This is a genomic window from Stenotrophomonas maltophilia (assembly GCF_047497515.2).
Taxonomy (GTDB): Bacteria; Pseudomonadota; Gammaproteobacteria; order Xanthomonadales; family Xanthomonadaceae; genus Stenotrophomonas.
In genome coordinates this window covers 109,853-128,726 of the sequence record NZ_JAXAXL020000008.1, presented here as the reverse complement: position 1 = coordinate 128,726, position 18,874 = coordinate 109,853, and the positions used below count along the sequence as shown (strand labels likewise).

Annotated in this window: 15 protein-coding genes; all 15 read left to right on the top strand. The window is 63.6% G+C overall.

The genetic code is table 11. From position 1 onward, the window contains the following. Window positions 1-191 precede the first annotated feature (191 nt). The 15 genes from dnaN to ACMZPQ_RS12855 all read left to right on the top strand — a co-directional run bounded on the left by dnaN (window position 192) and on the right by ACMZPQ_RS12855 (window position 18,870). On the top strand, window positions 192-1,292 hold the full coding sequence (gene dnaN / locus ACMZPQ_RS12925; protein ID WP_197581230.1) for a DNA polymerase III subunit beta: 1,101 nt from the start codon (window positions 192-194) through the stop codon (window positions 1,290-1,292). A 954-nt stretch (window positions 1,293-2,246) separates the two neighbouring features. After that, a complete protein-coding gene (gene recF / locus ACMZPQ_RS12920) occupies window positions 2,247-3,341 on the top strand; it encodes a DNA replication/repair protein RecF (protein ID WP_197581233.1) in 1,095 nt (364 codons plus the stop codon). Between the two features lie 112 nt (window positions 3,342-3,453). Further along, complete coding sequence (gene gyrB, locus ACMZPQ_RS12915) at window positions 3,454-5,913, top strand: DNA topoisomerase (ATP-hydrolyzing) subunit B (protein ID WP_197581236.1); 2,460 nt, start codon at window positions 3,454-3,456, stop codon at window positions 5,911-5,913. Between the two features lie 66 nt (window positions 5,914-5,979). Beyond that, complete coding sequence (locus ACMZPQ_RS12910; RefSeq protein ID WP_197581238.1) at window positions 5,980-6,825, top strand: CPBP family intramembrane glutamic endopeptidase; 846 nt, start codon at window positions 5,980-5,982, stop codon at window positions 6,823-6,825. Between the two features lie 72 nt (window positions 6,826-6,897). Further along, entirely contained in the window at window positions 6,898-7,704 is an 807-nt protein-coding gene (locus tag ACMZPQ_RS12905; RefSeq protein WP_197581240.1) for a M48 family metalloprotease, read from the top strand. A 131-nt stretch (window positions 7,705-7,835) separates the two neighbouring features. Then, window positions 7,836-9,023, top strand: a complete 1,188-nt coding sequence (locus ACMZPQ_RS12900) for a tetratricopeptide repeat protein (RefSeq protein ID WP_197581243.1) — start codon at window positions 7,836-7,838, stop codon at window positions 9,021-9,023. A 143-nt stretch (window positions 9,024-9,166) separates the two neighbouring features. Next, entirely contained in the window at window positions 9,167-9,835 is a 669-nt protein-coding gene (locus tag ACMZPQ_RS12895) for an energy transducer TonB (protein ID WP_414486125.1), read from the top strand. Between the two features lie 93 nt (window positions 9,836-9,928). Then, complete coding sequence (exbB, locus tag ACMZPQ_RS12890) at window positions 9,929-10,690, top strand: TonB-system energizer ExbB (RefSeq protein ID WP_008265438.1); 762 nt, start codon at window positions 9,929-9,931, stop codon at window positions 10,688-10,690. A gap of 57 nt (window positions 10,691-10,747) precedes the next feature. After that, window positions 10,748-11,173 carry an ExbD/TolR family protein gene (locus tag ACMZPQ_RS12885; RefSeq protein ID WP_040006786.1) on the top strand — a complete coding sequence of 142 codons (426 nt, stop codon included), beginning with the start codon at window positions 10,748-10,750 and terminating at the stop codon, window positions 11,171-11,173. 3 nt (window positions 11,174-11,176) lie between these two features. Continuing rightward, entirely contained in the window at window positions 11,177-11,590 is a 414-nt protein-coding gene (locus tag ACMZPQ_RS12880) for an ExbD/TolR family protein (protein ID WP_004153330.1), read from the top strand. 160 nt (window positions 11,591-11,750) lie between these two features. Beyond that, a complete protein-coding gene (cls, locus tag ACMZPQ_RS12875) occupies window positions 11,751-13,211 on the top strand; it encodes a cardiolipin synthase (protein ID WP_197581249.1) in 1,461 nt (486 codons plus the stop codon). Window positions 13,212-13,251: 40 nt separating this feature from the next. After that, the gene (locus ACMZPQ_RS12870; RefSeq protein ID WP_197581251.1) at window positions 13,252-13,521 is read left to right on the top strand and encodes a hypothetical protein; all 270 of its coding nucleotides are present in this window, start codon (window positions 13,252-13,254) and stop codon (window positions 13,519-13,521) included. Window positions 13,522-13,530: 9 nt separating this feature from the next. After that, window positions 13,531-14,274, top strand: coding sequence for a pyridoxine 5'-phosphate synthase (locus tag ACMZPQ_RS12865; protein ID WP_197581254.1), 744 nt, complete (start codon window positions 13,531-13,533; stop codon window positions 14,272-14,274). Between the two features lie 99 nt (window positions 14,275-14,373). Next, window positions 14,374-15,465 carry a PA0069 family radical SAM protein gene (locus tag ACMZPQ_RS12860; protein WP_197581257.1) on the top strand — a complete coding sequence of 364 codons (1,092 nt, stop codon included), beginning with the start codon at window positions 14,374-14,376 and terminating at the stop codon, window positions 15,463-15,465. Window positions 15,466-15,651: 186 nt separating this feature from the next. Next, the gene (locus tag ACMZPQ_RS12855) at window positions 15,652-18,870 is read left to right on the top strand and encodes a DUF6531 domain-containing protein (protein WP_312646750.1); all 3,219 of its coding nucleotides are present in this window, start codon (window positions 15,652-15,654) and stop codon (window positions 18,868-18,870) included. Window positions 18,871-18,874: the final 4 nt, after the last annotated feature.

The following is an 18,874-nucleotide window of genomic DNA, read 5'->3' as shown; positions in this document are numbered from 1 at the left end:
GTTTGAAATCGCGCCGAAATTATCCACAGCTTTCCCCACCCCCTGGGGGTCGGTAATACAGAGGGTTTCGAGGTCTAAAACCCTTTTATTTACAAAGACTTAGCGTTGTTTTCCAGCGATTCTGTCTCTACCAGCACCACCAAGCTTTTGATTTATTCCACATTTTTTAAAGCATAGGGGCACGGAACCACATGCGTTTCACACTGCAGCGCGAAGCCTTTCTCAAGCCGTTGGCACAGGTCGTCAACGTGGTCGAACGCCGCCAGACCCTTCCGGTTCTGGCCAATTTCCTGGTCCAGGTGCAGAACGGCCAGCTGTCGCTGACCGGTACCGACCTGGAAGTGGAGATGGTGTCGCGGATCGCGGTTGAAGACGCCCAGGACGGCGAAACCACCATTCCCGCCCGCAAGCTGTTCGAGATCATCCGCGCCCTGCCCGACGGCAGCCGGATCACCGTCTCGCAGACCGGTGACAAGATCACCGTGCAGGCCGGTCGCAGCCGCTTCACCCTGGCCACCCTGCCCTCCAACGACTTCCCGTCGGTGGACGAAGTGGAAGCCACCGAGCGCGTGGCCATCGGCGAAGCCGTTCTGAAGGAACTGATCGAACGCACCGCGTTCGCAATGGCCCAGCAGGACGTGCGCTACTACCTCAACGGCCTGCTGTTCGACCTGCGCGGCGATGCGCTGCGTACCGTTGCCACCGACGGCCATCGACTGGCGCTGTGCGAAACCGATCTGGCCAAGCCCAGCGGTTCCAAGCGCCAGATCATCGTGCCGCGCAAGGGCGTGACCGAACTGCAGCGCCTGCTGGAAAGCGGTGATCGCGAGATCGAGCTGGAAGTCGGCCGTAGCCACGTCCGCGTCAAGCGCGACGATGTCACCTTCACCTCGAAGCTGATCGACGGCCGCTTCCCGGATTACGAGGCCGTCATTCCGATCGGTGCCGATCGCGAAGTGAAGGTGGATCGCGAAGCGCTGCGTGCCTCGCTGCAGCGCGCTGCGATCCTGTCGAACGAGAAGTACCGCGGTATCCGCGTGGAAGTCTCGCCGGGCAACCTGAAGATCAGCGCGCACAACCCGGAGCAGGAAGAAGCCCAGGAAGAGATCGAGGCCGACACCACGGTCAGCGACCTGGCCATCGGCTTCAACGTGAACTACCTGCTCGATGCGCTGTCCGCTCTGCGCGATGAGGAAGTGATCATCCAGCTGCGCGACTCCAACTCCTCGGCGCTGGTGCGTGAATCCAGCAGCGAGAAGTCCCGTCATGTGGTGATGCCGCTGCGTCTCTGACCCACAGCGCTGTTCCACGTGGAACCGAACGACGCCCGGGATTTTCCCGGGCGTTTTTTTTGTTCCACGTGGAGCATTGGTATTCGCGCTGGCGCACGCGTTGATCCAACGCAGTTGGAACGGAGCCTGTCCTGCAGTTCCCCTCCACCGTTTGACGGTGCGAGCGCGCCTTCGCGATCGGAGGTAGCAAGGATTGCTGTTGCTGTATCGCACTGCCTGATCGGAGTGCCATCCGCGAGCAGATGAGTCGCGCTCCTGGTGTTCTTCGAACACGTGGCTGCAGGCCCTGGAAACGCCACTGTCCACAGGCCGCATTTGTGCGGGATTGGGTCTAGCCTAGCTTCTAAATCTGGGTATAAATCTAAAGCATGGTGGTGATAGTAGGGCCAGATCTCGTGGAAAAATGCACTATCTATATGTTTTAAAAGGGATTTATACAGCTGAAACCCCCTGTATAGAGCGCCTCGAGGCTGGGGGGGAACCTGTGGATAGTTTCGACGACGCAGTAAAAGGGCTTTTTTATCCACAGATTGCCCATACCTTGTGTATAAGTCATACAGACCGGCTGTGGACAGCGTGGAACGACAGGTCGGAATTCTTTGAAATCTGTGGAACCCTGCAGGGCCTCGCGTCGCAGATCTGAAGGAATCCATGGCGGCGTCGGTTGGGATCGACGTTGAAGCCGTCCGTAACGCGCCCCGGATGCCGTGGAATCGCTGAAATCTGCGGGCCCACACCGTGGAACCCGGCGCAGATTTGAAGGAATTTCGGGCGCATCCAGATCGCGGGGGCGCCGGAGGTGAGCGGTTCACCACGTGGAACGCGTGGATGCTGATCGACGGGTGGCGTGTCCTGCCCTGCGTGCCGTTGCCACCGCGTCTGGCTTGACCGATGCAGTAAGCTGATGGATTACCCACCCTTCTACCGCCATGTGCGGATGGTCCTTCGCGCCCCATGCAGATCCGCCGCCTCGCCCTGCACCAACTGCGTCGCTTCAGTGCGGTGGATCTGTCGCCCCAGCCGGGGTTGAACCTGCTGACCGGCGACAACGGTGCCGGCAAGACCAGCGTGCTCGAAGCCCTGCATCTGATGGCTTACGGTCGCAGCTTCCGTGGCCGGGTTCGCGATGGCCTGGTCCGTCAGGGCCAGGAGGCGCTGGAAATCTTCGTGGAATGGGACGAGCAACGCGCCAACCACCCGCCGCACCGCCGAAAGGCCGGCCTGCGCCACAGCGGTCAGGACTGGAAAGGGCGATTGGACGGCGAAGACGTCGCGCAGCTCGGCAATCTCTGTGCTGCGCTGGCCGTGGTGACCTTCGAGCCAGGCAGCCATGCCCTGGTGAGCGGCGGTGGAGAACCCCGTCGCCGTTTCCTCGATTGGGGCCTGTTCCACGTGGAACCTGATTTCCTGTCCCTGTGGCGACGCTACTCGCGGGCACTGAAGCAGCGCAATGCGCTGCTCAAGCAGGGTGGGCCGTCGCGGATGCTCGATACCTGGGATCACGAGTTGGCCGAGGCTGGAGAACCGCTGACCAGTCGCCGCCAGCACTATCTGGAGCGACTGCAGCAGCGCACGGTGTCGTTGGCAGCCACCCTGGCCCCGCAACTGGGGATCCAGGGGCTGGAATTGAGCCCGGGCTGGCGTCGCCACGAGCTTCCGCTGGCCGATGCCCTGCTTCTGGCCCGGGAACGGGATCGACAGGCCGGCTACACCTCGGTGGGTCCGCACCGCGCGGACTGGAGCGTGGATTTCCACAGCATTCCCGGTCGCGACGCCCTGTCACGAGGGCAGGCCAAGCTGACGGCACTGGCCTGCCTGCTGGCGCAGGCCGAGGACTATGCGGAACAACGCGGCGAGTGGCCCGTGATTGCACTCGATGATCTGGCCTCGGAGTTGGATCGCACCCACCAGGCACGGGTTCTGCAGCGTCTGCTTGATGGCCCGGCGCAGATCTTCATTACCGCTACCGAGACCCCGTCGGCGCTGCAGGATCTGGCCGATATCACCCGGTTCCACGTGGAACATGCACAGATCGTGGCTGTGCCATAGTGGTGACCCCAGGGCCGCTCGACCCCGGCTGGTATAATTCGGGTTGGAATCCTTTCATTCTCGGCACATCGCCTCGCGCGGTGGCCGACCTGCGGAGCCTACGGCAAGCGCAATGAGCGACGAACAGAACACCCCGGCAAACAACGGCAATTACGACGCCAACAGCATTACCGCCCTGGAAGGCCTGGAGGCTGTCCGCAAGCGTCCCGGCATGTACATCGGTGACGTGCATGACGGCACCGGTCTGCACCACATGGTGTTCGAGGTCGTCGACAACTCGATCGACGAAGCGCTGGCCGGCCATGCCGACCACGTCGCGGTGACGATCCACACCGATGGCTCGGTCTCGGTGTCCGACAACGGCCGTGGTATCCCGACCGGCAAGCACGAGCAGATGAGCGCCAAGCTCGGTCGCGAAGTCTCCGCTGCCGAAGTGGTCATGACCGTGCTGCATGCGGGCGGCAAGTTCGACGACAACAGCTACAAGGTGTCCGGCGGCCTGCACGGCGTGGGCGTCAGCGTGGTCAACGCGCTGTCGCAGAAGCTGCTGGTGGATGTGTTCCAGAATGGCTTCCATTACCAGCAGGAATTCAGCAACGGTGCGGCCGTGACCCCGCTGGCCAAGCTGGAGGCCACCACCAAGCGCGGTACCACTGTCCGCTTCTGGCCGTCGACGGTTGCCTTCCACGACAACGTGGAATTCCACTACGACATCCTGGCCCGCCGCCTGCGCGAACTGTCGTTCCTCAATTCCGGCGTCAAGATCGTCCTCGCGGATGAGCGCGGCGACGGCCGTCGCGACGACTTCCACTACGAAGGCGGCATCCGCAGCTTCGTGGAGCACCTGGCGCAGCTGAAGACCCCGCTGCACCCGAACGTCATCTCGGTCACCGGCGAGCACAACAACATCGTCGTGGACGTGGCGCTGCAGTGGACCGACTCCTACCAGGAGACGATGTACTGCTTCACCAACAACATTCCGCAGAAGGACGGCGGTACCCACCTTGCCGGTTTCCGCGGCGCGCTGACCCGTGTGCTCAACAACTACATCGAGCAGAACGGCATCGCCAAGCAGGCCAAGATCAACCTCACCGGCGACGACATGCGCGAAGGCATGATCGCGGTGTTGTCGGTGAAGGTGCCGGACCCGAGCTTCTCCAGCCAGACCAAGGAAAAGCTGGTCAGTTCCGACGTACGCCCGGCGGTGGAAAACGCCTTTGGTGCGCGCCTGGAAGAGTTCCTGCAGGAGAACCCGAACGAAGCCAAGGCCATCGCCGGCAAGATCGTCGACGCCGCACGTGCACGTGAAGCCGCGCGCAAGGCACGCGACCTGACCCGCCGCAAGGGTGCGCTGGATATCGCCGGCCTGCCGGGCAAGCTGGCCGACTGCCAGGAAAAGGATCCGGCGCTGTCCGAACTGTTCATCGTCGAGGGTGACTCGGCAGGTGGCTCGGCCAAGCAGGGTCGCAACCGCAAGAACCAGGCGGTGCTGCCGCTGCGCGGCAAGATCCTCAACGTGGAACGTGCGCGCTTCGACCGCATGCTGGCCTCGGACCAGGTCGGTACGCTGATCACCGCGCTGGGCACCGGCATCGGTCGCGACGAGTACAACCCGGACAAGCTGCGCTACCACAAGATCATCATCATGACCGACGCCGACGTCGACGGCGCCCACATCCGCACCCTGCTGCTGACGTTCTTCTACCGTCAGATGCCGGAGCTGATCGAGCGCGGTTACGTCTACATCGGCCTGCCGCCGCTGTACAAGATCAAGCAGGGCAAGCAGGAGCTGTACCTGAAGGATGACCCGGCGCTGGACAGCTACCTGGCCAGCAACGCCGTGGAAAATGCCGTGCTGGTGCCGGCTGCCGGTGAGCCCGGCATCGAAGGCGCTGCGCTGGAGAAGCTGCTGCTGACCTTCGCCGGCGCGCGTGACGCGATCGAACGCAACGCCCATCGCTATGACCGCAATTTGCTCGAAGCGCTGGTCGACTTCGTGCCGATGGACCTGGTCAGCCTGCGCAACGCGGGCGAAGGCCAGGGCCTGGACGCGCTGGCAAAGCGCCTGAACCAGGGCAACCTGGGCAGTGCACGTTTCAGCCTGGAACTGCAGGAACCGAACGACGAACGCCCGGCCGCCGTGCTGGTGACCCGCCGCCACATGGGCGAGGAGCACATCCAGGTGCTGCCGCTGGCGTCCTTCGAAGGTGGCGAACTGCGTGCCATCTACCAGGCCGCCACCCTGCTGCACGGCCTGGTGCGCGAAGGTGCCACCATCGGTCGCGGTGCCAAGTCGGTCGAAGTGGACACCTTCGCCAAGGCGCAGGCCTGGCTGCTGGATGAGGCCAAGCGCGGCCGCCAGATCCAGCGATTCAAGGGCCTGGGTGAAATGAATCCGGAACAGCTGTGGGACACCACCGTGAATCCGGAAACCCGCCGACTGCTGCAGGTGCGCATCGAAGACGCGGTCGCCGCCGATCAGATCTTCAGCACCCTGATGGGCGATGTCGTCGAACCGCGTCGCGATTTCATCGAAGACAACGCGCTGAAGGTCGCCAACCTGGATATCTGACACAATCAGTGACGGCCGGTGCGCGGGGAGGTGCACCGGCCTTCGATCCTTGAACGCAGGTACCTGATGTCCGCATCCGCCCCGGTTTCCGCCCCGCCCCCGATTCCACCTGCCTCGGCCGTGCCGCGTGCGGGCTCCGCGTTGGCGGGTTTCTTCATCGACCTGGGCATTGCCGCTGTCACCCTGTTCGGCCTGAGCCTGGTCACCGGGCTGTTCTGGGGCTTCTACCGCGCGATCATGGTGAGCCGTGCCAACGCCGATGCCCACGGTGGCGCGCTGTCGCCCGATGCGGTCGGTGCAGCCGTTGGCCAGCCGGGGGCACTGGCACAGATCCTGATGGCGTTGATCGCCACCGGTGGCGCCGCACTCGTGGTGTATTTCTGGCGCCGCCCGGCCAATGCCGATGAGCGTTTCGCCTCGCGGCAGGCACTGCGTCGCCCTTCAACCTGGGGTTGGACCGTGCTGGTGGCCACGCTGATCGTGATCGGCAGCAACGGCATTGCTTTCCTGGCCAAGCAGTTCGGCATCGAACCGGTGCCGACCAACGTGGAACTGATGCAGAACGCGATCGCGCGTTTCCCGCTGTTCCTCGTGCTGTTCGCCGTGGTGCTGGCACCGGCCTACGAAGAACTGCTGTTCCGCCGCGTGCTGTTCGGGCGCCTGTGGAAGGCCGGTCGTCCCTGGCTCGGGGTCATCCTCAGCAGCCTGGCGTTCGCCCTGGTCCACGAAGTGCCGGGCATGAGCAAGAATTCCTTGCTGGGCATGGCCCAGCTGTGGCTGGTGTATGGCGGCATGGGTGCCGCGTTCTGCTGGCTCTACCAGCGCACCGGCACGTTGTGGGCGGCGATCACCGCGCATGCGCTGAACAATGCGGTTGCACTTGCCGCGATGGTGTTCCTGGGGTCAACGTAACGCCGTGTCCGCTTGACGAAAGATTAAGCCGTTACATTGGACACTGCGGATATGAACACGGGGGAAGTTTCCATGAAACAACTGCTGCTGGCCCTTGTCATCACCACCCTGGTCAGCGCCTGCGCGACCACCACCTCCCCGACCGGCCGCCGGCAGATGGTCGGCGGCGTGTCGCAGGCGCAGCTGGACCAGCTCGGCGCGCAGGCGTTCGCGGAAACCAAGCAGAAGGAAAAGATCAGTACCGACGGCCGCCAGAACGGCTACGTGCAGTGCGTGGTCAATGCCCTGGTCGCGCAGCTGCCGCCTCAGTACCGTGGCGTACGGTGGGAGACGGCGGTGTTCGTCGACAAGGAGCCCAACGCGTTCGCCCTGCCCGGCGGCAAGGTCGGCGTGAACACCGGCATCTTCACCGTGGCAAAGAACCAGGACCAGTTGGCAGCCGTGATCGGCCATGAGATCGGCCACGTCATTGCCCGTCACCACGAAGAACGCATCACCCGCCAGATGGGCGCACAGACCGGGCTGGCCGTGCTCGGCGCGCTGGCCGGTGCCGCCTATGGCGAAGGCGCCGCCAGCACGGTGAACCAGCTTGGCGGGATGGGCGCGCAGACCGCTTTCCTGCTGCCGGGCTCGCGCACCCAGGAGAGCGAGGCCGACGTGATCGGCCAGCGGCTGATGGCGCAGGCCGGTTTCAACCCGGCGCAGGCGGTCGATCTGTGGCAGAACATGATGGCCGCCAGTGGCGGACGCAGCCCGCAATGGCTGTCCACCCACCCTGACCCGGCCAACCGGATTCAGGAGCTGCGACGCGATGCACCGTCCCTGACCCCGGTCTACCAGCAGGCGCAGGCCGCCGGACTGCGGCCAAAGTGCGGATGAGTGCGCAGTTCTATGCTGTATTGCAGCACATAAAACGATTTCTCACGCCATCTGTTTCTGATACGTTTGGCGGCTCAGATTTTTCTGACAGTCCGACTTTGCCGCTAACGGCGGTTCGATCGAGGTGAACGATGATTTTCCGTAACCACAAAGCAGTGCTTTCCGTCCTCGTCGCGACCGCCCTGACCGGCGCCGTGGTCACCGATGCCTTCGCGCAGTCCTCGCGTTCCTCCGAGCGCGGCAACCGCGGCGGCAAGCAGGCCAAGGCCGAGGCGCTGTACCCGAACGCGACCCGCCAGGAGCCGACGGTCAAGGCCTCTGCCAAGATGGGCAGCAAGCTGCAGAAAATGATCGACAGCTACAACAAGGAAAAGTTCCCGGAGACCCGCGAACAGGCCGACGCGATCCTGGCCGACAGCGCCGCGAACGAGTACGACAAGTCGCTGGCCGCGCAGCTGGCCTCGCAGGCCGCCTACCAGACCGACGACGCCAAGGCGGCCATTGGCTACCTGAAGCAGGTCCTGCAGTTCAACGGCCTGGACAACAACGGCCACTTCCAGTCGATGCTGATGCTGGGCCAGCTGCAGCTGCAGGAAGACCAGACCGCTGAAGGCCTGGCGACGCTGGACAAGTATTTCGCCGAGAGCAAGTCGACCAAGCCGGAAGAACTGATCGCCAAGGGCCAGGCGCTGTACCAGCTTGAGCGCTACCAGGAAGCGATCCCGGTGCTGAAGCAGGCCATCGCCGGCGCCGCCGAGCCGAAGGACAACTGGAACCAGCTGCTGATGGCGGCCCTGTCCGAAGCCGGCCAGTCCGGTGAAGCGGTCAAGGAAGCCGAGGCACTGGCCGCCAAGAACCCGAGCGACAAGAAGGCCCAGCTGAACCTGGCCAGCATGTACATGCAGGCCGACCAGATGGACAAGGCCGCCGCGGTGATGGACAAGCTGCGCAGCAGCGGCCAGCTCACCGAAGAGCGCGAGTACAAGCAGCTGTACTCGATCTATGCCAACACCGACAAGAAGGAAAAGGACGTCATCGCGGTCATCAACGAAGGGTTGCAGAAGGGCATCCTGAAGCCGGACTACCAGGTTTACCTGGCGCTGGCCCAGTCCTACTACTACTCCGACCAGGTGCCGCAGGCGATCGATGCGTGGCAGAAGGCTGCCCCGCTGTCCAAGGACGGTGAGACCTACCTGAACCTGGCACGCGTCCTGCATGCCGAAGGTCGCATCCCGGAGGCCAAGCAGGCCGCCCAGCAGGCGCTGGCGAAGGGTGTGAAGAACCAGGCTGATGCCAAAAAAATCATCAACCTGAAGTAAGTAGGAATAACGCCTGAATGCCTGCTCAGTTGATGCGCAGGCGCTCAGGATTGGTATAAGCTTGGAGGTTCCTGCGGTGTCATGCACCGCTGATCAGGGATTCCGCCCCCGGGATCCCGGCCCCACTATTGAGCTCTTGGCGCATGACGGAACAACTAATCGTTCACCGGTACGAACAACCCGATGACAAGGGGCTGAGCTGGCCTCGCATCGTCGGCATCGCGTTTGTAATTGCCCTGCATCTGGCCGCCTTCATGATGCTCCTGATCCCCGCCGTGGCTCCCAAGGCCGTCGCGGAGAAGGAGCGCAACGTCATGGTGACCATCGTCGATGCGCCGCCGCCGCCGCCCCCGCCGCCGCCGCCGCCGCCGCCGACCGATACTCCGCCGCCGCCGGTGAAGAATCTGTCGCCGCCGAAGCCGTCGCCGGTCCCGCCGCCGCCGCAGGCGCCGGTCGTGGACGTGCCGGAGCCGCGCCCGAGCGACATCGTCACGCCGCCGTCGCCGCCGTCTCCGCCGGCACCGGCAACCTCGATCGAGGCCAGCGTGGATATCTCGTCGAAGGCCATGAATCCGCCGCGCTACCCGCCGGCAGCCTTCCGCGCCGGTATCCAGGGCGAAGTGATCCTGATCATTGATGTCGATGCCAGCGGCAACGTCACCAATGTCACGGTGGAAAAGTCCAGCCGTAACCGCGACCTGGACCGTGCTGCGATGGAAGCGGCTCGCAAGTGGCGCTTCAACGCCGCTGAATCTGGCGGTAAGAAGGCGGCAGGTCGCGTTCGCGTCCCGGTCAACTTTGCGCTGAACTGATGCGCTCGGGTGGCCACCTGGCCACCCCGCTCCCAGTTCGATTGTTTAGCTTAGCTACACTCTTTATCACCACACACAACAAAGGTAAGCGTCATGCTGCAGGAACTTTTCATCGCCGCTGCTGCCGGGGGCAATCCGTCCAACGCCCTGTCGCAGATGGGCTTCGAGCACCTGATCCACGAAATGACCACCAAGCCGGGTGACTTCGCGGTTTCCTGGGTCGTGCTGCTGACCCTGATCGTGATGTCGGCCATGTCCTGGTACTGGACCGTCATCAACATCTTCCGTTCGGTCCGTCTGAAGAGCGCCGCCGATCGCGTCGTCAGCCTGTTCTGGGACACCCCGAACGCACAGGACGCCATCCGTGCGATGGAAGAACAGCCGGCTTCGGAGCCGTTCTCGAAGATCGCCCTGGACGCTGCCCAGGCAGCTGCCCACCACCAGCGCGCTGAAGGCGGTGCTACCGGCGGCGTCGGTGAGAACCTGAGCCGTTCGGAGTTCGTCGACCGCGCCCTGCGTCAGGCCGTGACCCGCGAAAGCAACAAGCTGCAGTCGGGCATGACCCTGCTGGCCACCGTCGGTGCAACCGCTCCGTTCGTCGGTCTGCTGGGTACCGTGTGGGGCATCTACGGCGCGCTGATCAAGATCGGTGCCACCGGCTCCGCTTCGATCGACGCCGTTGCCGGCCCGGTGGGTGAAGCGCTGATCATGACCGCCATCGGTCTGTTCGTCGCGATCCCGGCCGTGTTCGCCTTCAACTTCTTCAGCAAGGTCAACAGCGCGACCATCAGCAAGTTCGATACCTTCGCGCACGACCTGCACGACTTCTTCGCCACCGGTTCGCGCGTCCGCTAATTGCGACGCGCTGTACCCAGCGAGAACGTAGTCAACACGATCTAGACGGAGCCCGTTATGGCTTTCAGTAGTGGTAACAGCGGCGGCCCCATGGCCGACATCAACGTTACGCCCCTCGTGGACGTGATGCTGGTGCTGCTGATCATCTTCATCATCACGGCGCCCCTGATGTCCCACAAGGTCAAGGTGGATCTGCCGGAAGCCAACCTGATCCAGAAGCCGGAAGACGCCGAAAAGCGTGCCGGCCCGATCACCCTGGCAGTCAAGGAAGACGGCTCGATCTACTGGAACGACGAAGAAATCAACAAGCAGACTCTCGAGTCGCGCTTGGCGACCGCCGCCCAGCAGACCCCGCAGCCGCCGCTCAACCTGCGTGGTGACCGCACCACCAAGATGCGCGTCATCAACGACCTGACCAAGGTCGCGCAGGAGCAGGGCATGCTGGACGTCGGCTTCGTCGCGACCAAAGAAAAGGGGCAATAAGCCATGGCATTCAGTAGTGGTGGTGGCAAGGGCCCCATGGCAGACATCAACGTCACGCCCCTCGTGGACGTGATGCTGGTCCTGCTGATCATCTTCATCGTGACCGCGCCGATCATGACGTATCCGATCGCCGTGGACCTGCCGCAGCGCGTGCTCAACCCACCGCCGCAGCTGGTCGAACCGCCGCCGCCGATCGAACTGAAGATCGACGCCAGCAACCAGGTCTCGTGGAACAACAGCCCGATCAATACCGGCGAGCTGCAGCAGCGGATGGAGCAGGAGGTCCAGCGTGACCCGACCAACCAGCCGGAACTGCGCATCGACGCCAGCCCGGATTCCGAGTACGACGTGATGGCCAAGGTCCTGGCCGCCGCGAAGAACGCTCAGATGAAGAAGATCGGTTTTGTGCAGCAGTAAACGCTACACCGCAATACAACAGTCATGACGCGACTGCAGACGCCCCTGGAAACAGGGGCGTCTTTTTTTGTGCCTGCGGAGCCCGACGGGCTCAGATCCCTTTTCCGCAGGAAAAGGGATCTGACCCCCTCTGACTGCACGCGCCCGCTATGATCGGCGGATGCTCGCCCTCTTCGACTCCCTGCGCCACTGGCTCGACGGCATTGCCCACCTCGGCACGATCCTGGCGGTGGCCTATCTGCTGTACCTGTTCGCGTTGGCGGGCTGGATCATGCTGCAGAAGCGCGAGCCTGTCGCGACGCTGAGCTGGATCCTGTCGCTGGCGTTGCTGCCTTACCTGGGCCTCTTCATCTACTACCTGCTCGGCCCGCAGAAGGTGAAGCGGCAGCGCCTGCGCCGAGGCCGCGCGCGCTCGGGCATGGAGCACTACAGTGACGTCTGCCCACCCGATGCCGACTGCACCGAGCTGGCCAAGATCGCCCAGGCCACCACCGGGCTGGCACCGAGCAGTGCCACCGAAGTGACCTGGCTGGTGGACGGCGCCGCCACCTACGCGGCCCTGCTGGACGCCGTCGCACAGGCCCGCGACCACGTGCATCTGGAGTACTACATCTTCAACCCGGACCACGCCGGCACCGCCCTGCGCGATGCCTTGGTCGAGCGTGCCCGTGCCGGCGTGCAGGTGCGCCTGCTGCTCGATGCCGTGGGCTCTTCCGCCCTGCCCCGCCGCTTTCTGCAACCGCTGCTGGATGCGGGCGGTGAAGCGATCTGGTTCCACCCGCGGCAGCTGCTCAAGCCCTTCAAGCGCCCCTGGCTGAACCTGCGTACCCACCGCAAGCTGGTGATCATCGACGGCCGCCTGGCGTTCACCGGTGGCATCAACATCACCGACGAAGAAGACGAAAGCCGCCGGGCCGACGCCTACCGCGATCTGCACATGCGCATCCGCGGGCATGTAGTGCGCAGCCTGCAACTGGTGTTCGCCGAAGACTGGCTGTACGCCAGCGGGCAGGACCACTCGCGTTTCGACATCGCGCGCCTCTGGCCCGCCGACATGCCGCTGCGCGCGGACGGCCCGATCAGCGCGCAGGTGCTGGTCTCCGGCCCGGATTCCGGCTGGGAAACCATCCACCGGCTGCACGTGGCGGCGATCCAGGAAGCGCACGAACGGGTCTGGCTGGTGACGCCCTACTTCGTGCCGGGCGAAGCGGCGCGGATGGCATTGACCTCGGCCGCGCTGGGTGGCCTGGATGTGCGCCTGCTGGTGCCGAAGATGAGCGACTCCTGGTTCGTCACCCAGGCCGCGCGCTCCTACTTCGACGAGCTGCTGCATGCCGGGGTGAAGATCTACGAGTACGGCCCGCGCATGCTGCACACCAAGGCCTTCATCGCCGATGATGATGTCTGCATCGTCGGCAGCGCCAACTTCGACCATCGCAGCTTCCGCTTGAACTTCGAGCTGTCGATGATGATCAGCGACCGTGACCGCGTTGCTGAGCTGGCCGGGCTGCTGCAGGGGGAGTTCGAACGGGCCACCCGCGTGCACGACCAGGCCGGCCGCTCGCTGTGGCTGCACCGCCTGCCGGAGGCCTTTGCCCGGCTGGCCTCGCCGCTGCTCTGAGGCAGCGCTACACTGCGGCGATCACCCGGGGAGCCCGACTATGTATTGGTTGTACCTGCTGCTGGCGCTGGGCTGCTTTGCCTTCGCCCTGAAGACGCCCAGCCCCGGGCTGATGGCCTTGTGCCTGCTGGCCGCCCTCGCCCTGTTGCTGGCCTGGGTGCGCGGCCGCTACGTCGCCCGCTTTGGCGACCTTCAGCGCGACCCGGCCACCCTGGTCGACGCCGAGGAGCTGCGCCGCTTGCGCGAGCAGGCGCAGGCCCGTCGCAGCGCCGATTCCGACGATCACGATCCGTCCCCTCTTTCCAAGTAGTTCCGTTCCATGACCCAGCTCAGCGTCAACGTCAACAAGATCGCCGTCCTGCGCAATTCGCGTGGCGGCGCCGAACCGGACGTGGTGCGCGCCGCCCAGGCCTGCCTGGATGCCGGTGCGCATGGCATCACCGTGCACCCGCGGCCGGACCGCCGCCACATCACCGCCGAAGACGTGCTGGCCCTGTCCACGCTGACCCGCGCGCGTGGCGTCGAGTTCAACATCGAAGGCAACCCGTTCGCGCCGCCGCGCGAGGGCTATCCGGGGCTGCTGCCGCTGTGCGCGCAGACCCGCCCGGCGCAGGCGACCCTGGTGCCGGATGGCGACGGCCAGATCACCTCGGACCATGGCTTCGACTTCGAGCGTGACGGCGAGCGCCTGCGACCACTGGTCGCCGAACTGAAAGCGATGGGCTGCCGGGTCAGCCTGTTCGTTGACGCCGGCAACCCGTTGCTGGAGCGGGCGGCTGACGTCGGTGCCGACCGCATCGAGCTGTACACCGGCCCCTATGCGGAAGCGCACGCGGCCGGCGATGCCGAGGCCATGCTGGCGCTGTTCGCCACTGCCGCACGACGTGCGCAGACGGTGGGACTGGGGGTCAATGCCGGCCACGACCTGTCGCAGGACAACCTGCGTGACTTCCTGTCGAATGTGCCGGACGTGCTGGAAGTGTCGATCGGACACGCGCTGATCGGTGAAGCGCTGTATGACGGGCTGGATGCCACGGTGCGGGGCTACCTGGCGCTGCTTTGATCGACGGACGCAGCCGAGCATGGGCTCGGCTCAGCACCGCCCTGAACCCTTCAGATGGCCGTCGCAGCCATTGAGACAACCACGACGTACCCTGCCGCAATGGGTATTGCGATCAAGGGCCGAGGTTCCACGTCCCACCTCGCCGGGCGCTTTGAAAGCACCGTCAGCGAGGCGGTGGACGATGGCTGGGCGATGGACGAGAGCGAGGAATTCCTCGCCCCGCGCCTGCGCACCGAGGTTCGTGCCGAGACCGCACGCAGCATCATCAGCCGCAACACTTCGCCGGACGTCGGCTTCAGCCAGTCGGTGAACCCCTATCGTGGCTGCGAGCACGGCTGCTCGTACTGCTTTGCGCGCCCCTCGCACGCCTATCTGAACCTGTCGCCGGGCCTGGATTTCGAGACCAAGCTGTTCGCCAAGACCAATGCGCCGCAGCTGCTGCGCAAGGAGCTGTCGAAGCCGGGCTACGTGCCGCAACCGATCGCGCTGGGCATCAACACCGATGCGTATCAGCCGATCGAACGCAAGTTCAAGCTGACCCGCCAGCTGATCGAAGTGATGCTGGAAACGAAGCATCCGTTCTCGTTGATCACCAAGAACGCGTTGGTTGAGCGCGATATCGATCTGCTCGCACCGCTGGCCGCGGAGAACCTGGTCAGCGTGCATTTCTCGGTGACCTCGCTGGACCCGCATCTTTCCGCAAAGCTGGAACCGCGCGCGTCGGCGCCGCATGCACGATTGCGCGCGATGAAGCGCCTGCATGAAGCGGGTATTCCGGTGGGTGTGATGGTGGCGCCGGTGATCCCATGGATCAACGACAGCGAACTGGAAGCCGTGCTGGAGGCCGCGCACGATGCCGGCGCAAGCACCGCCGGTTACGTGCTGCTGCGCCTGCCGCTGGAAGTGGCGCCGCTGTTCCGCGATTGGCTGGACACCCACCACCCGGATCGCGCCGCGCACGTGATGAGCACCATCCAGCAGCTGCGCGGCGGCAAGGACTACGACAGCCAGTTCGGCACGCGGATGCGCGGCCAGGGCGTGTATGCCGATCTGTTGAACAACCGCTTCAAGCTGGCGCGAAAGCGTCTCGGGTTCAATGCGCAGAACAGCCATTGGCCGAAGCTGGATTGCAGCCGGTTCCTGAAGCCGTTGCCGCCGAGGAAGGAATCGCCGCAGGGTTCGCTGTTCTAGGCGCGTGCAAGTGCTGTCGAACGCATCATCGGTTCATCGTGCCGTGCTGTGTTTATTGATCGGCATTGAATGAAAAACGTTGCGCATGTCCATTGCGCCGCTTCATCACGTCGTCATACACTCGCCACAAACATGAATTCCCGGTGACTGAATGACTCGGTCTCGGATGAGGAGCCAGGCAAGCGCATGACGCACGTTGCAACACGGAACATCCTGCAGTCCCGTCTTCTTCTTCTGCCGCTGCTTTCCCTGCCGATGACACTGGCAACGGCGGCAAACACCCTGGAAACCGTTGAAGTCACCGCCAAGCGCCTCCCTGGAGGTGTAGGTGGTTTTGGATTTGGCGGTGGCAGTGGTGTCCACCTGTCCGAGTCACAGATGGACAATGGCGGTGGCGGTGGCGGTGGCGGCGCTATTCCGACCGAAACGGCGAAGGAACAGCCGACCGATGACAAGGAGAAGGACTGCAATGGCCGCAAGGGCAATCCTGTCGTGCTCTACAGCGGCAACAAGGTCGAGCCAGAACTCGATTTCGCCAGCCAGGGCGAAATGGGCCTGTTCCTGCAGCGGAACTACAATCATTACTGGAGCGCGACCGGACTGTTCGGCAATCACTGGCTGAGCAACTTCGATTACTCGCTCGCGTTCACCGATGCAAACCAGCTGGCGTGGGTGCAACGGCCCGACGGTCGCCGCATCAAGTACCTCAAGGATCCGGCCAGCGGTCGCTGGTATGAGGACAAGGCGCAACCCATCGCGTACCTCTCCGCGAACGGCGATGGCACGTTCACGCTTCGAAACGAAAACAACGGTACGGAGAACTACAACGCAGAGGGCTATATCACCCGACTCAGCAATGAGCAGGGTGTGAGCTGGACGTTCTCCTATGCTGACCGTTACCTGCAGAAGGTGACTCATTCCTCGGGCCGCAGCATCAGCTTTGGCTGGGCCAATGGACAGGTTACCCAGGTAACCGATCCGGCCGGCAACATCTATCGCTATACCTATACCCCGAACGTGTTCGGGAACGGACGTGGCCGGCTCGCCAGCACGACACTACCCGGCACACCTGCAACGACAATCAGCTACCACTACGAAGATGCCCGCTTCCCGGGTGCACTGACTGGCAAGTCTTTTGATGGCGTGCGCTATTCCACTTTTGCGTACGACGCCGAGCGGCGCGCCATCAGCACGGAACACAACGGCGGCATTGAGCGATTCCGATTCAGCTATGCCGTGCGTAGCACCGAACCGGTGCTTCCGCCCCCCGCGCCGACTCGGCCGGGCGGTATCCGCGCCGACGAAGAGCGAGGATGGTGCGAGCAGCGCCCCGGAGGCTCACGCATCTGCTATCAGCCGCGCTCGCTGCCCGTCGACTCGCTGCCGATGGAGAGTGCCCTCGGCATGACGGCGGCCGCCGCGCCGAGTCTTACGCGGCCCGTCGACATTGATGTCACTGTAACCAACCCCCTTGGCCGTAGCACCACCTACACGTTCAAGGACGGGAAGATGGTGTCGACCAAGGGCGATCCGTCGCCGAACTGCCCTGCCAGCTACAAGGAGCAGAGCTATGACGCCAATGGTTATCCGGATCTGGTCCATGATTTCCAGGACAACCTGACCAACTTCGACTACAGCGCACAGGGCTATCTGCTGAAGCGAGTGGAAGCGGTCGGCAGCTCAGCCGAACGTACGACCTTGCAGGAATGGGATACCACGCGGAACCGATTGCTCAAGACAACGGTGGTGGGTGATCTCGAAGTTGCCTACACCTATGACGATCGCGGAAACGTGGCCAGCGCAACCGAGCGCAATCTGACGGCACGTGGGGTGCCCAACCAGACGCGGGTGACCCGTACCACCTATACCTATCATGCCAATGGATTGAAGGCCTCGATCAAGGTCGACGGCCCGCTTGCACAGGATGACGTTACCTCTGTCTTCAACAATCAGGGCGATCTGACCAGCGTCACCAACGCACTCGGGCATACGGTCAGCTACTCCAACCACAACGGATTGGGACTGCCGGGGCGCATCGTCAATGCGAACGGGGGCGTGCGGGAACTGACGTATGACGGTCGTGGCCGTGTTGTGTCCGACAGAACCAGCTCGGGAACCGGCTGGGCGACCATGGCCATTGGATACAATCCTGCAGGTGACATCGCCTCGCTCACCCAGCCCGACGGCGTGACAGTACGCTACGGCTACGACGCAGGACGCCGCCTGACGCAGGAAGTCCGCTCGCTGGGAGACGGTACGTGGGCGTGGACCCGTCATAGCTACAACAACGCTTCCAATCGTACGCGTACCGAGGTTTCACAGACCGACTATCCGATCGATACGGTGGTCAAGGGAATGATTGACGAAATCACCCATGACGGGCAGTGGAACTGGTTTGCTCGAGGCTGGGCCTGCTCCACCGGATCGGCCGGATCCATCCAGGTGGATGGCTATGCCGAAGGCAACATCTACCTGGGAAGCACCCAGGCAAACCTTGCCAGCGAGCCAGGGGTTGCTGCCGCCTGCCAAGCCTCAGGCAGTGCATACAGATACCAGCTGCCGATATCGCTGGCCCAGAGGCAGCAGCTGGGCGGTCGCAAGTTCTCAATCTACGGCGCATCTCCGAAGGGAGCACAGCACAACCAAGCGCTGGGCAACTCCGGCAACTTCGCCATTCCCACGGCAACGATCATCGGAGACGTCGCAGGGGTTACCAACGACGCGAACTGGAACTTCTCCGTGCAAGGATGGGCATGCTCCGTGGGCGTCAACGCGGCCACTACCGTACACATCTATGCGGGAGGGCCGGCAGGCGCTGGTACGTACCTTGGGAGTGTCACCGGCACACTGGTTCCGAACGACGACGTAAAAGCGGCGTGCCAATCACAAGGGGCGTATTGGTTTGGCTTTGCTTTGGACTCCAATATTCGCAGCGCACATGGCGGAAAGCCCATCTACGTCCATGGCATCTCGCCCTCGGGCCAGGCTCATCTGCTGCTAAATCGCTCGGGTACGTTCACCGTTCCAGCAGTAGTGCGCAATGCCGAAGTCGTTGGCGCGTCGGCCTATCCGTACCAGATCTTCAATGGCGGCTCCTCAACGTTGATCTTCGAGTTCCGCAATACAAGCAATGTGGTCTGGAATCCAGGCGATACCTACCTCACGTTCGGCCTCAATCAGCCCAACGAAAACATCGCACTCTCTGCGCCGGTGCCACCCGGTGGCGTGGCCAGGTTCAGCCGCAGCGTGGGTCCGAATAATCCGGGCAGCGGGAATCGAACGTTCTCGTACGTGGCGAGAATGGCGTCCGGCGGCGTTGCCTGGGGCGCGGAAGCAAAGGTCTTCCTGTCTGTTGAGAACAACAAGGGAAGTTGCGGTCGCGTCGTCTGCGATCGCCCTCGGTAAGAAA

What these genes read in the sequence shown, in the direction of transcription:
- ACMZPQ_RS12870 (WP_197581251.1), top strand. Translation starts at nt 13,252, where the DNA reads ATGTATTGGTTGTACCTGCTGCTGGCGCTGGGCTGCTTTGCCTTCGCC.
- ACMZPQ_RS12865 (WP_197581254.1), top strand. Translation starts at nt 13,531, where the DNA reads ATGACCCAGCTCAGCGTCAACGTCAACAAGATCGCCGTCCTGCGCAAT.
- ACMZPQ_RS12885 (WP_040006786.1), top strand. Translation starts at nt 10,748, where the DNA reads ATGGCTTTCAGTAGTGGTAACAGCGGCGGCCCCATGGCCGACATCAAC.
- cls (WP_197581249.1), top strand. Translation starts at nt 11,751, where the DNA reads ATGCTCGCCCTCTTCGACTCCCTGCGCCACTGGCTCGACGGCATTGCC.
- exbB (WP_008265438.1), top strand. Translation starts at nt 9,929, where the DNA reads ATGCTGCAGGAACTTTTCATCGCCGCTGCTGCCGGGGGCAATCCGTCC.
- gyrB (WP_197581236.1), top strand. Translation starts at nt 3,454, where the DNA reads ATGAGCGACGAACAGAACACCCCGGCAAACAACGGCAATTACGACGCC.
- dnaN (WP_197581230.1), top strand. Translation starts at nt 192, where the DNA reads ATGCGTTTCACACTGCAGCGCGAAGCCTTTCTCAAGCCGTTGGCACAG.
- ACMZPQ_RS12895 (WP_414486125.1), top strand. Translation starts at nt 9,167, where the DNA reads ATGACGGAACAACTAATCGTTCACCGGTACGAACAACCCGATGACAAG.
- ACMZPQ_RS12880 (WP_004153330.1), top strand. Translation starts at nt 11,177, where the DNA reads ATGGCATTCAGTAGTGGTGGTGGCAAGGGCCCCATGGCAGACATCAAC.
- ACMZPQ_RS12855 (WP_312646750.1), top strand. Translation starts at nt 15,652, where the DNA reads ATGACGCACGTTGCAACACGGAACATCCTGCAGTCCCGTCTTCTTCTT.
- ACMZPQ_RS12860 (WP_197581257.1), top strand. Translation starts at nt 14,374, where the DNA reads ATGGGTATTGCGATCAAGGGCCGAGGTTCCACGTCCCACCTCGCCGGG.
- ACMZPQ_RS12910 (WP_197581238.1), top strand. Translation starts at nt 5,980, where the DNA reads ATGTCCGCATCCGCCCCGGTTTCCGCCCCGCCCCCGATTCCACCTGCC.
- ACMZPQ_RS12900 (WP_197581243.1), top strand. Translation starts at nt 7,836, where the DNA reads ATGATTTTCCGTAACCACAAAGCAGTGCTTTCCGTCCTCGTCGCGACC.
- ACMZPQ_RS12905 (WP_197581240.1), top strand. Translation starts at nt 6,898, where the DNA reads ATGAAACAACTGCTGCTGGCCCTTGTCATCACCACCCTGGTCAGCGCC.
- recF (WP_197581233.1), top strand. Translation starts at nt 2,247, where the DNA reads ATGCAGATCCGCCGCCTCGCCCTGCACCAACTGCGTCGCTTCAGTGCG.